13 protein-coding genes are annotated in these 11594 nt (G+C 72.4%); 8 read left to right on the top strand and 5 right to left on the bottom strand.

Annotated elements, in window-relative coordinates; genetic code table 11:
- Positions 1–588: AAA family ATPase (locus V6V89_RS33010; RefSeq protein WP_334623462.1), on the top strand; the 588-nt coding region annotated here is incomplete at its 5' end.
- Between the two features lie 51 nt (positions 589–639).
- Here the strand turns inward: V6V89_RS33010 and V6V89_RS33005 are convergent.
- A complete protein-coding gene (locus tag V6V89_RS33005) occupies positions 640–1524 on the bottom strand; it encodes an A/G-specific adenine glycosylase (RefSeq protein ID WP_334623461.1) in 885 nt (294 codons plus the stop codon).
- 41 nt (positions 1525–1565) lie between these two features.
- Here V6V89_RS33005 and V6V89_RS33000 point away from each other — a divergent pair, with 41 nt between their 5' ends.
- The 3 genes from V6V89_RS33000 (at position 1566) to V6V89_RS32990 (ending at position 3394) form a co-directional block, all read left to right on the top strand.
- Positions 1566–2078, top strand: a complete 513-nt coding sequence (locus V6V89_RS33000; RefSeq protein ID WP_334623460.1) for a glycine cleavage system protein R — start codon at positions 1566–1568, stop codon at positions 2076–2078.
- The gene (locus tag V6V89_RS32995) at positions 2075–2626 is read left to right on the top strand and encodes a peptide deformylase (protein ID WP_334623459.1); all 552 of its coding nucleotides are present in this window, start codon (positions 2075–2077) and stop codon (positions 2624–2626) included. The genes V6V89_RS33000 and V6V89_RS32995 overlap by 4 nt, the downstream gene beginning before the upstream one ends.
- Before the next feature lie 75 nt (positions 2627–2701).
- Positions 2702–3394: a hypothetical protein gene (locus V6V89_RS32990; RefSeq protein WP_334623458.1), complete on the top strand. Its 693-nt coding sequence runs from the start codon at positions 2702–2704 to the stop codon at positions 3392–3394.
- Positions 3395–3403: 9 nt separating this feature from the next.
- Here the strand turns inward: V6V89_RS32990 and disA are convergent, their stop codons facing one another.
- The 4 genes from disA to V6V89_RS32970 all read right to left on the bottom strand — a co-directional run bounded on the left by disA (position 3404) and on the right by V6V89_RS32970 (position 8162).
- Positions 3404–4612, bottom strand: coding sequence for a DNA integrity scanning diadenylate cyclase DisA (gene disA, locus V6V89_RS32985; RefSeq protein ID WP_442935269.1), 1209 nt, complete (start codon positions 4610–4612; stop codon positions 3404–3406).
- Between the two features lie 303 nt (positions 4613–4915).
- Positions 4916–6340 carry a DNA repair protein RadA gene (gene radA / locus V6V89_RS32980; protein ID WP_334623457.1) on the bottom strand — a complete coding sequence of 475 codons (1425 nt, stop codon included), beginning with the start codon at positions 6338–6340 and terminating at the stop codon, positions 4916–4918.
- Between the two features lie 209 nt (positions 6341–6549).
- Entirely contained in the window at positions 6550–7236 is a 687-nt protein-coding gene (locus tag V6V89_RS32975; RefSeq protein WP_334623456.1) for a hypothetical protein, read from the bottom strand.
- An 89-nt stretch (positions 7237–7325) separates the two neighbouring features.
- Entirely contained in the window at positions 7326–8162 is an 837-nt protein-coding gene (locus V6V89_RS32970) for a UbiA family prenyltransferase (RefSeq protein WP_334623455.1), read from the bottom strand.
- Between the two features lie 47 nt (positions 8163–8209).
- Between V6V89_RS32970 and V6V89_RS32965 the strand changes: the two genes are divergently transcribed.
- The 4 genes from V6V89_RS32965 to V6V89_RS32950 are packed head-to-tail and all read left to right on the top strand — an operon-like array spanning position 8210 to position 11567.
- Positions 8210–8926 (top strand): methyltransferase domain-containing protein, encoded by a 717-nt coding sequence (locus tag V6V89_RS32965; protein ID WP_334623454.1) that lies wholly within the window; start codon positions 8210–8212, stop codon positions 8924–8926.
- Positions 8916–10085 carry an acyl-CoA dehydrogenase family protein gene (locus V6V89_RS32960; RefSeq protein WP_334623452.1) on the top strand — a complete coding sequence of 390 codons (1170 nt, stop codon included), beginning with the start codon at positions 8916–8918 and terminating at the stop codon, positions 10083–10085. The genes V6V89_RS32965 and V6V89_RS32960 overlap by 11 nt, the downstream gene beginning before the upstream one ends.
- Positions 10079–11137, top strand: coding sequence for a type III polyketide synthase (locus V6V89_RS32955; RefSeq protein WP_334623451.1), 1059 nt, complete (start codon positions 10079–10081; stop codon positions 11135–11137). Before V6V89_RS32960 ends, V6V89_RS32955 begins: the two co-directional genes overlap by 7 nt.
- A complete protein-coding gene (locus V6V89_RS32950) occupies positions 11127–11567 on the top strand; it encodes a hypothetical protein (protein ID WP_334623450.1) in 441 nt (146 codons plus the stop codon). The genes V6V89_RS32955 and V6V89_RS32950 overlap by 11 nt, the downstream gene beginning before the upstream one ends.
- Positions 11568–11594 lie beyond the last annotated feature (27 nt).

The raw sequence follows: 11594 nt of genomic DNA, 5'->3' as shown, positions 1-11594 counted from the left end.
GGACGCATCGTCGACTTCAAGAACACGGTGATCATCCTGACCACCAACCTGGGCACCCGCGACGTTGCCAAGGCCGTGTCGCTGGGCTTCCAGGCGTCGGAAGACTCCGAGGCCAGCTACGACCGGATGAAGCAGAAGGTCAACGACGAGCTGAAGCAGCACTTCCGGCCGGAGTTCCTGAACCGGATCGACGACACCATCGTCTTCCACCAGCTCCGGCAGGACGAGATCCTCCAGATCGTCGACATCATGATCGCCCGTATCGAGACCCAGCTCCGCAACAAGGACATGGGCCTCGAGCTGACCGACACCGCCAAGAAGTACCTGGCAGCCAAGGGCTTCGACCCGGTGCTGGGCGCCCGGCCGCTGCGCCGGACGATCCAGCGCGACATCGAAGACAACCTGTCCGAGCGGATTCTCTTCAACGAGCTGAAGCCGGGTCACATCATCGTCGTCGACTGCGAGGGCAACCCCGACGACATCGACAAGTCGAAGCTGGTGTTCCGATCTGCGGAAAAGCCCGTTGAGGTGCCGGACGCGGTGCCGGCCAACCTGACCGGCGGCGGCACGTCAGAAGACGCCGCCTAACGGCAACCAGGCGACAGAAGGCCCCGCTGCGGATTACCGCGGCGGGGCCTTCTACATGCGCACGTCGCCGGCCAGGGCGTACCGCTCGCCGTGGCGCTCCACCAAGCCGTCGGCGAGGAGGCTGGTGAGGGCCCGGTCGCGCTGGACGTCGTCGGGCCAGACCAGGTCGAGCCGGGTACGCGGCACCGGGCCGGTCGTGCCACGCAGCACCGCCAGCAGCAGCCCACGTACCTGGCGGTCGGTGCCCGCGTACTGCTGCGGCCGGCGGGTGGGGCCCGTGCTCGCCGGGCGGCCGCTGACCCGCCAGGCGCACGCCTCGGCCAGCGGACAGTCGGCGCACTTGGGCGTGCGGGCAGTGCAGATCAGCGCGCCGAGCTCCATGAAGGCAACGCTCGCGCGGGCCGCCCGCGCCGGCTCCAGCGGCAGCAGCTCCTCGGTGGCCACCAGGTCGGCCGCGGTTGTCGTGGGCCCGGCGTCAGGCTCGCCCTGGCTTGCCCGAGCCACCAGCCTCCGGACGTTCGTGTCGACCACCGGGTGCCGCTGACCGTACGCGAACGCGGCGACCGCCCGTGCGGTGTACGTGCCGACACCGGGCAGGGCGAGCAGCTCGTCGAGGTCCGCCGGCACCTCGCCACCGTGCCGCTCGACCATCGCCACAGCACACTCCCGCAGGCGCATGGCGCGGCGCGGGTATCCCAACCGCCCCCACATGCGGATCGCCTCGGCCGGGGTGTCGGCGGCCAGCGCGGCCGGGACCGGCCAGCGGGCCAGCCACGCCTCCCACGCCGGCAGGACCCGGGACACCGGGGTCTGCTGGAGCATGATCTCGCTGACCAGTACGCCCCACGGTGTGGCGTCCGGCCCCCGCCAGGGCAGGTCACGGGCGTTCGCGTCGTACCAGCGGATGGCCGCCTCGGCCAGGTCTGTAGTTGGCATAGCGCGCACGATCCTGTCATGCCGGCCGGTAGGCTGCACCGGTGAGTGAGCTCGCCATCACCGTGATCGGTCACGACCGGCCGGGCATCGTCGCCGACGTGGCCGAGGCGCTCGCCAAGCTGGGCGCCAACCTCACCGACTCCACTATGACCCGGCTGCGTGGCCACTTCGCGATGACCCTGATCTGCAACGGCCCGGCGCCTCCCGAGGTCGAGGCGGCACTGGAGCCGCTGGCGGCCACCGGGCAACTGCTGGCGACGGTGCGCGAGGTGCGGCCCGAGACCGGTGCCGCGTCGGCCGGCGTGCCGCACCTGATGAGCGTCCACGGCGCCGACCGGCTCGGCATCGTCGCGGCCGTGACCCGCGTGCTCGCCGAAGCAGGTGGCAACATCACCGATCTGACCACCCGGCTGGCCGGTCCGCTCTACGTGCTGATCGCCGAGGTCGACCTGCCACCGGGCAGCACCGAGGCGGTCGCGGCGCGCCTCAACGAGGTCGCCGCCGGGCTCGACGTCGACGTCACCCTCCGGCCGGCGGAGACCGACCTGCTATGAGTGACCCGTTAGGCGGCTGGACTCTGGAGGCGCTGGGCGAGCCTGGCGACGTTCTGCCGGTGGTGGCGGCGCCGGATGCCGTGCTGAGCCGCGCCGGTGCCGAGGTCGACCCAACCGATCCCAAGGTGATCCGGCTGGCAGCCGACCTGATCGCCACGATGCGAGTCTCGCCAGGCTGCGTGGGGCTCGCGGCGCCGCAGGTTGGTGTGCCCGCCCAGGTGTTCTGTGTCGATGTCGTCGAGCACCCCAAGACGACGACGGTGCACGGCACGTTCGCGCTCTGCAACGCGAAGGTCGTAGAGGCCAGCCGGTGGCGGCCCGGTCGCGAGGGCTGCATGTCGGTGCCCGACCTGACCGGCGATGTGAAGCGTGCCAGCCGGGTGGTGGTCGAGGCGGTCCTGCCGGGCACCGGCGCATCGGTGCGGCTCACCACCGACGCGTTCGAGGCGCGGGCACTCCAGCACGAGATCGACCACTGCGCCGGGCTCCTCTTCCTCGACCGGGTCGCGGGGGCTCACGCGGTGTATCAACGCAAGGTCTATCTGTAACTGTCGTTGTGATAGTGGTTCGGTACGGCGCGTCGTCCGGTTTCTGGCGCGACGCACGGATACCGTGAGTGCATCATGCGACTGACGGTTGGCCCCCTTCCATCCGCCGTCTACTGGCGGCGCCGGGCAGTTGTGCTCGGCGCTCTCTTCATCGTTCTTATCGTGCTATTCACCACCTGCGGTGGCCCGGATGGCTCCGGAGCGAACAAGACCGGCGCCACGCCGAGCCCCACCGTGGGCTCACCAGAGCCGTCGCCGTCCGTGTTGACACCGGACGCCAGCGAGAGTGCCACCGCGGTGCCGACCACCCCGCCGGCGGCGCAGACAGACCCGAGTACCGCCGCCACGAGCGCTGCCGCGCCGGCCGCTGGCGATGGGGCCTGCACGGACGCCGAAATCAAGGTGACACCGGTGCCGGGCCTCACCACCGCCCCCGCCGGGCAGACCATCATCATCCGGCTGCGGATCAAGAACGAGTCCGACCGCACGTGCACCCGCGACGTCGGTCCGGACTTGCAGGAGGTCTACATCAAGCAGGGCGCTCGGACCATCTGGTCGTCTGACAAGTGCGGCCCGTTCAAGGGATCCAACCCGTTGCCGTTCACACCGAACTTCGAGCGCGAGTACCAGGCCACGTGGAACGGCCAGATGAGCACGAGCTGCTCGGGCGCCAACGCCAACGGCGGAGCCCCGAAACCAGGGCAGTACGAGGTGTTCGGCCGGGTCGGCACCGACAACAGCACCGCGGTCAAGCTGACGCTGACCTGAGCACCCGGCTCAGACGTACCGCTCCAGGATCGACGCCTCGGCGAGCCGTGACAGGCCCTCACGCACCCCGCGGGCCCGCGCGTCGCCAACCCCGTCGACCGCCTGTAGGTCTTCGACCGTGGCGCCGAGCAGCCTCTGGAGGCTGCCGAAGTGCCCGACCAGCCGGTCGACCACCGAGGTCGGCAGCCGCGGCACCTTGGCCAGCAGGCGGAACCCGCGTGGGCTCACCGCGGCGTCGAGCGAGTCGGAAGCGCCCGGATACCCCACCGACTTGGCCACCGCCACCAGGTCGATGAGCTCCGTCGCGGTGAGCAGGTCGAGCTCGACCAGCGCCTCGTCGAGCGTGCGGGCCTTGCGGCCACCGGGCAGGTAGTCGCGGATGACCAGCGTGCGGTCGGCATCGACACCCGCCATCAGCTCGTCGAGCTGGAGGGCGAGCAGCCGGCCGTCGGTGCCCAGCTCCACGACGTAGCCGGCGATCTCGTCGGCGATCCGGCGCACCATCTCGAGCCGCTGCACCACGGCCACCGCGTCGCGTACGGTCACCAGATCTTCGATCTCCAGCGCCGAGAGCGTGCCGGAGACCTCGTCGAGCCGCAGCTTGTAGCGCTCCAAGGTCTGGAGCGCCTGGTTGGCGCGGGACAGGATGGCGGCGGAGTCGTCGAGCACGTGCCGCTGGCCGTTGACGTACAGGCCGATGATGCGCATCGACTGGCTCACCGAGATGACCGGATATCCGGTCTGCTTGGCGACCCGCTCCGCGGTGCGGTGCCGCGTGCCCGACTCCTCAGACGGGATCGACGGGTCGGGCATCAGGTGCACGGCGGCCCGCACGATGCGGGTGCCGTCGCTGGACAACACCACCGCACCGTCCATTTTGCACAGCTCGCGCAGCCTGGTGGCGGAGAACTCCACGTCGAGCGGGAAGCCGCCGGTGCACAGCGACTCGACCACCTTGTCGTGCCCCAGCACGATCAACGCACCGGTGCGGCCGCGCAGGATGCGCTCCAAGCCGTCGCGCAGGGCGGTGCCAGGCGCCATCAGCGCCAGGTTGGCGCGCAAGGGGTCGGCGCTGGGGCTTGGACTGGGACCACCATTGGGCCCACCTGGCGTCGTAGGCGCTGCCGGGGTGACCGCACGCGCGGGCGGGCCGACCACGCCCGCGCGGCCGGTCAGGCTCGCGGCGGCGGTTGGTTTCGCATCGCGGTCGATCGGCACGGGCACAGTCTACGGACCGTCATCCAGCCTGTGCTGTCGCGGTTGGGGAGTAGAGTCACTCGGCAGTGTCATCGGGCCTCGTGTCGCTCGGGCGCCGGGGAGCCGCCCTGTAGGCCCCAGTCGCTCCGGTCGCTTCGCTCCCTGTGCTTGGTGGGGCCTGCGGGCGGCGGCGCGCTCGCTCACTCGGCTGTGTCATCGGGCCTCGTGTCGCTCGGGCGCCGGGGAGCCGCCCTGTAGGCCCCAGTCGCTCCGGTCGCTTCGCTCCCTGCGCTTGGTGGGGCCTGCGGGCGGCGGCGCGCTCGCTCACTCGGCTGAGGCGCGGGCGGCCCATTGGAGTGCGGCGCGCACGTCGGCCACCTCGACGACGCGCATGCCATCGGGGGTGACGCCGGTGGTCTCGGGACCACAACCGGGCGGCACCAGCGCGACCTTGAACCCGAGCCGGGTCGCCTCGGCCAGCCGGCGCGGGACCGCTCCCACCCGCCGGATCTCGCCGGTCAGACCGACCTCTCCGATCGCCACGAGGTGTGGTGCGATCGCGAGGTTGAGGCCGCCAGAGGCCACGGCGAGTGCGACCGCCAGGTCGGCGGCCGGCTCGACGACCCGGATGCCGCCCACGGTCGCGGCGAACACCTCGCGGTCGTGCAGGGTGAGCCGCTCGGTGCGGCGCTGGAGGACCGCGAGGACCATGGCGAGCCGTGCGCTGTCGAGCCCGGAGACGGTGCGCCGGGGCGAGCCGGCGACCGTGGCGCCGATCAGCGCCTGCACCTCGGTGACGAGCGCGCGGCGCCCCTCCATGGCCACGGTCACGCACGTGCCCGGCACGGGCTCGGCGTATCGGGTCAGGAAGAGGCCGGACGGGTCGGGCAGGCTGGCGATGCCGCGCTCGTGCATCTCGAAGCAGCCGACCTCGTCAGCGGTGCCGAACCTGTTTTTGACGCCGCGGACCAGCCGCAGCGAGGAGTGCTTGTCGCCCTCGAAGTGCAGCACGACGTCGACCAGGTGCTCCAGCACTCGCGGACCGGCGACTGTGCCCTCCTTGGTCACGTGCCCGACCAGCACGGTGGCGATGCCGCGCTCCTTGGCCACCCCGACGAGGGCAGCCGTCACCGCCCGCACCTGTGTCACGCCCCCCGGGACCCCCTCGGTGCCGGGCATCGAGATGGTCTGCACGGAGTCGAGCACCAGGAGCCCTGGCTTGACCGCGTCGAGGTGGCCGAGCACGGCGCCGAGGTCGCTCTCGGCGGCGAGGTAGAGCTGCTCGTGCAGCGCGTCCATGCGCTCGGCCCGCAGCCGCACCTGGCTCACCGACTCTTCGCCACTCACGACGAGCGACGGGCTGCCCGCACCGGCCGCCCACTGCTGGGCCACGTCGAGCAGGAGCGTGGACTTGCCGACACCGGGCTCACCGGCCAGCAGCACGACCGCGCCGGGGACGAGGCCGCCACCCAGGACGCGGTCGAGCTCGCTCACGCCGGTCGGGCGGGCCTTGGCCGGCGCCGCGCTGATCTGTGCAATCGGCCGAGCCGGCTCGGCAGGTGCCCGGGAGCTGACCACCCGGCCAGCCACGATCGGCCCGGTGGTGGACTCGACGACCGAGCCCCACTCGCCGCACTCGGGGCACCGGCCCACCCACTTGGGAGGCTGGTGCCCGCAGGCATCGCACTCGAAGGCCGGGCGCGGCTCGCGGGCCGCTGGCCGGGTGCGAGGAGCTGATCGTGACGTCACGCCGGCACCGTACCGGACTGCCCCGACGATTTAGTGAGGGCGGCTTTCAGGCGCGCGAGCGTCCCGAGCGGAGCGAGGGCATCAGCTTGGTGAGTGGGCCGCCGCCCGCAGACTGCACAGAGCGGCGGGAGCGAAGCGACCGGAGCGACTGCGGTCTACAGGGCGGCTTTCAGGCGCGCGAGCGTCCCGAGCGGAGCGAGGGCATCAGCTCAGTGCTCTTCCTCGCTGACCTCGGCGGACTCGCGTGCCGCGGGCGACAGCGGGATGCCGACCGGCACCGCCAGCTCCTTGGTCCTGCCAGCGCCGAAGTCGAAGGTGATCCTGACGCTCCGGCCGGGGGTGAGCGGCTGCGCGAGGTCGACGACCCGCAGGTACTCGCCGGCGGCCTCTGTGAGGACCACGAACTCGCCGGCGGGGATCTCGATGGAGGCCGGCCGCGCGGGCGTGGCGGTCGGCGACGGCGACGCGGAAGGCGAGGCGGAAGCCGACGGCGAAGCGGAACCGGAAGGCGAAGCGGAGGCGGAGGGCGAGGCCGAGGCCGACTCGGACGGGGCCGGCGATGGGGTTTGCTCTTCTTCTTCGCCACCCGACAGGGAGACCGAACCCGCGTCCTCGCTGTTGACCGTGACCGTGACGGTCACGTCACGCTGGGTGTCGTTGAAGATCCGGACGTCCAGCGGCGCATTCCCACCGGCCTTGTACCCCTCCGTGCCGTCGTAGACGACGACCGCGTTGCGGATCGACAGGATGCCGTCATCGGTGGTGATGTCGCCGCTCGCGCCCGGCACCGAGGCGACCTTCTCCGCGGTCTCAGCGATCTGGCCCGCGCTGCAGCCGGAGACCAGCAGGGCAGCGGCGGCAGCCGCACCGGCCAGCAGCGTCTTGGAGCGCCTCACGTCGATCCTCCCGTTTCGGAAGCGTTGTGACCGCGCCCCAGCGTAGTTGTCGGTGATCGGGCACCCCGCGCCGCCCCGCCGTGCGCGTGCTACACCACCCGGCCGCTGGCCACCAGCAGGATCACGTCGATGAGCGCGACCACGAGCACCGCCCGGAACACCACGACCGGGCGGGCACCGCGGGCCGTCGCGACACGGCCGGCGTACCAGGCTGCGGGTAGGACCACGGCGGCGAGCGCGACCGCCGCCACGCCCGCCCACGACGGCGGGCCGGGTGGTCCGAAGACGAGCGTGACGGTCGTCGCCAGCAGGAGCACCGCGGCGGCCGCACGGGAGGCTGCGGGGCCGATCCGGTGCGCCAGACCGCGTACGCCGGTGCGGACGTCGTCGTCCAGATCGGGCAGGACGTTCGCGAAGTGCGCGCCCGCACCCAGCAGAGCGCCCGCCGCGACGATCCACGCTGGCGGGGTCGGAGCGCCGGGCAGGGCGAGGACCACGAACGCCGGCAGCGCGCCGAACGACACCGCGTAGGGCACGACGGAGACGGGCGTGAACTTCAGCGGCCAGTTGTAGAGCAGCGCGCTGGCGAGGGCCAGGGTCGCACACAGTCCCGCCCGCCAGCCGGAAGCGAACCCGAACACCGGCGTCGCGATGGCCGCCACCAGCCCCGCTACGCCGACGGCGCGCCGGCCGACCACGCCGGTGGCGAGCGGCTTGTCGGGCCTCCCGACGACGCGGTCGCGGTCGGCGTCGAGCCAGTCGTTGACCCAGCCGACGGCGAGCTGGCTGGCGAGCACGGTGGCCGCCACCAGGACGACCCCGCCCACTCCGTGCCCGACGCCGAGAGCCAGGAGCGTCGCGGCGGCGGTCACCGCCAGTCCTGGCTCGGGATGGCAGGCGCGCAGAAGTCCCCAGAGCGTGCGCATGGTTGGAAGTCTGGCCGTTACCGGTGAGTCGTGCCACGCTCGACCACATGCGGACCTTGCCGCGCAACGATCCCCGGCAGTACGACGAGCTTGCCGGCGAATGGTGGCGCCCGGACGGCGCGTTCGCGATGTTGCACTGGCTGGCGGAGGCGCGTGCCCGCCTGATACCGCCAGCGCCCCGCCCCGGCGCGTTACTTGTCGACGTCGGCTGCGGCGCCGGCCTGCTCGCGCCGCACGTGGTCGGCAAGGGGTACCGGCACGTGGGCGTCGACGTGACCCGCTCGGCGCTGGAGCAGGCCGCCGCGCACGGCGTCACGCCCGTCCTGGCCGATGCCGCCGCCCTGCCTCTGGCTGACGGCTGCGCCGACGTCGTGGCGGCCGGTGAGATCCTCGAACACGTCCCCGATCTGCCGAGCACGGTCGCCGAAGTGTGCCGGGTGCTCCGGCCCGGCGGGCTGCTCGTGCTCGACACGCTGAACGCGACGCCGTTGAGCCGGCTGATCGCGGTCACCATCGCCGAGCGCCTGCGCGGCGTACCGCGCGGCCTGCACGACCCGGCATTGTTCGTCGATCCGCGGGTACTGCGTGCCCAGTGCGCCCGGCACGGCGTGGCGCTGCGGGTGCGCGGCGTACGCCCGACCGTGCCGGCGGTCGCAGGCTGGCTCGCTGGTGTCGGAAACCGACGGGGTCGGGTCGTCCCGACCTGGTCCACCGCTGTGCTCTACCAGGGCCGGGGAGTGAAGGAGGCAGGGTATGGCGGTTGACGCGGTGCCGGCGGCGCGCCGGTTGGCGCCACGGCTGTCCGCGCGGGCGGTGAATCACGACCGGGACGGTTCGTTTCCGGTCGATGATTTCGCGGACCTGCGCGACGCGGGGCTGTTCGGTTTGATGGTGCCGCGTGCGCTGGGCGGTGCCGAGGCGGGCTTCGCGCAGTACACGTCCGTGGCGTACGAGCTGGCGCGCGGCAACGGCGCGACGGCACTGGTGTTCAACATGCACGCCTCGGTGACCGGGGCGCTGGGTGCTGTCACCGAGGAGGTCGCCGAGTCGCTCGGCGTACCCGACGAGGCGCTGGCCGCCCGCGATCGGATGCTCGCCCAGGCGGCGGCCGGATCCTGGTACGGCGTGGCGATGAGCGAGCGCGGCGCCGGGTCGCGGCTCTCCAGGCTGACCACCTCCTACGAGCCGGTCGACGGCGGGTACCACATCAAGGGGGCGAAGACGTTCTGCTCCGGGGCGGGCCACGCCGACGCCTACCTGGTGGCCGCCCGGAGCGCGGCCGACCAGTCGGTGGTGTCGCAGTTTCTGGTGCCGGCGACGGTCGACGGGCTGCGCGTCGAGCCGACCTGGGACTCGCTCGGCATGCGGGCCACCGCCTCGCACGACCTGCACCTCGATGTGGTGGTGCCCGAAGGCACCCTGCTGGGCGGCGTGGAAGGGCTGGCGCTGGTGGTCGCGCAGCTCATGCCGCACTGGCTGATCGCGAGCTATGCGGCCGTGTACGTGGGGGTGGCCCAGGCGGCGATCGACGCGGCGGTGGAGCACGCGAACGCCCGGGGAATCAGCGGGCTGCCGGCGGTGCGGGCGAGGATCGGCCGGGCCGACGCGGCGGTGGCCGCGGCGCGGCTCGCGGTGGCCGAGGCGGCCCGCCGGGTCGACGAGGAGCCCGGCGAGACCGAGACCAACCGCTGGGTGTGGCGGGCGAAGCTGCTGGCCGGTACGACCGCCGCCGAGGTGGCGGCGTCGATGCTGGAGGCGGCCGGCACGTCGGCGACCCGGCGCGGTCATCCGCTGGAACGGCTGTACCGCGACGCAAGATGCGGCTCGCTGCACCCCGCCACCTCGGACGTGTGCGCCGACTGGCTCGGCATCGCCGCTCTGGGCGGCGACCCGGACCGCGACGGAACCGCTCCCCGATGGTGACTCCTATGATCGCGGGGCTCGGTACCGCGTTGCCGCCGTCATCCGACCAGAACGAGCTGTGGGACGGCTTTTTCGCTGGCCACTACGCCGGTCCGACCCGTGCGCTCGCCCAGCGGATCTTCGCCAATTCGGGCGTGCGGACCAGGCAGGCGGTGGTCAGCCCGCTGCTCGAAGACGTGTCCGACTGGCCGACCGAGCGGCGCATGCAGCGGTATCTGGTCGAGGCGCTGCCGCTTGGCAAGGAGGCCGTCGGCCGGGCGCTCACGGATGCCGGGCTGAGCGCCGCCGACATCGGGCTGTTCGCCGTGTGCTCGTGCACCGGGTACGTCACGCCGGGGCTCGACATCCTGCTCGCCCGCGACATGGGCATGGCGCCGGACACGCAGCGCCTCTTCGTCGGGCACATGGGCTGCTACGCGGCGCTGCCCGGGCTGGGCACGGTGTCCGACTTCGTGACCGCGCGCGGCCGGCCCGCGTTGCTGCTGTGCACCGAGCTGACCAGCCTGCACGTGCAGCCGGCCGCCGCGCGGGTGGACACCCAGCAGATCGTGGCCCACGCGCTCTTCTCGGACGCCGCGGCCGCCGTCGTGGTCGTTCCGGGTGCGGCGTCCGGGTACGCCGTCCGTGAGGTCGCGGCTGTCACCGATACCTCGACCGCGGACCACATGACCTGGGATGTCACCGATCTCGGCTTCCGGATGGGGCTGTCACCTCGGGTGCCGCAGGTGCTTTCGCAGCACGTCGCCGGGCTCGTCGACGGCATGCTGGCCCGGCACGGTCTGGTCAGGTCCGATGTGGACGGCTGGGCGGTACACCCGGGTGGGCCGCGCATCCTCAATGTGGTCGAGCGCGAGCTCGCGCTGCCCGCCGACGCGCTGGCCGCGTCCCGTGCCACGCTGGCCGCGCACGGCAACTGCTCCTCGCCAACCGTGCTGCTGATCCTCGATGCGCTGCGGCGCCGTCCGGAGCCTCCACGCTGGGTGCTCACGCTCGCCTTCGGGCCGGGCCTCACCCTGTACGCTGCGCTGCTGGAGGGGGCAGTTGCGCGATAGCGACCGGCTGAGCCTGGTCATCCTGGCGATCACTGCCGCCGGTGTGCTCGTGCTGGGCGCCTGGTGGTGGGTGGCGAACACTCCGGAACGTCCGGCGAGCACGGCACCGGCACCCGTCGCGTCGTCGTGGGCGCCGGCCGATGCCGTGGGCCCGTCGGTGACGCGTGTCGAAGGCGGCACCGTCGCCGTCCGCACGCTCGCGGCCACGCCGGGCGGCCGCTACCTGCTCCAGCACGTCTGCTTCGGCCCGGGGTCGCTGACCATTACGGTCCAGGGCGCTGAAGGCGGCACCCAGTTGCACGAGGTCGACTGCGAGGGCAGCTTCGACGAGTTCGAGTTGACCGCGGCTGGCGACAACATCCAGGTCGCGCTCGAGCGCCCCGACGGAGACGGCGGTCAGGTGAGCGTGCAGCTGGTGCCGGGGCCCTGAGCGCTGGCTCAGACCAGCAGCGCTCAG

The sequence above is a fragment of the Micromonospora sp. CPCC 206061 genome, from assembly GCF_036906915.1.
Taxonomy (GTDB): Bacteria; Actinomycetota; Actinomycetes; order Mycobacteriales; family Micromonosporaceae; genus Phytohabitans.
The sequence above is the reverse complement of the archived record's forward strand: the minus strand, read 5'-3'. Positions and strand labels throughout refer to the sequence as shown.

What these genes read in the sequence shown, in the direction of transcription:
- V6V89_RS33005 (WP_334623461.1), bottom strand. Translation starts at nt 1,524, where the DNA reads ATGCCAACTACAGACCTGGCCGAGGCGGCCATCCGCTGGTACGACGCG.
- V6V89_RS32995 (WP_334623459.1), top strand. Translation starts at nt 2,075, where the DNA reads ATGAGTGACCCGTTAGGCGGCTGGACTCTGGAGGCGCTGGGCGAGCCT.
- V6V89_RS32990 (WP_334623458.1), top strand. Translation starts at nt 2,702, where the DNA reads ATGCGACTGACGGTTGGCCCCCTTCCATCCGCCGTCTACTGGCGGCGC.
- V6V89_RS32970 (WP_334623455.1), bottom strand. Translation starts at nt 8,162, where the DNA reads ATGCGCACGCTCTGGGGACTTCTGCGCGCCTGCCATCCCGAGCCAGGA.
- V6V89_RS32965 (WP_334623454.1), top strand. Translation starts at nt 8,210, where the DNA reads ATGCGGACCTTGCCGCGCAACGATCCCCGGCAGTACGACGAGCTTGCC.
- V6V89_RS32960 (WP_334623452.1), top strand. Translation starts at nt 8,916, where the DNA reads ATGGCGGTTGACGCGGTGCCGGCGGCGCGCCGGTTGGCGCCACGGCTG.
- V6V89_RS32955 (WP_334623451.1), top strand. Translation starts at nt 10,079, where the DNA reads ATGGTGACTCCTATGATCGCGGGGCTCGGTACCGCGTTGCCGCCGTCA.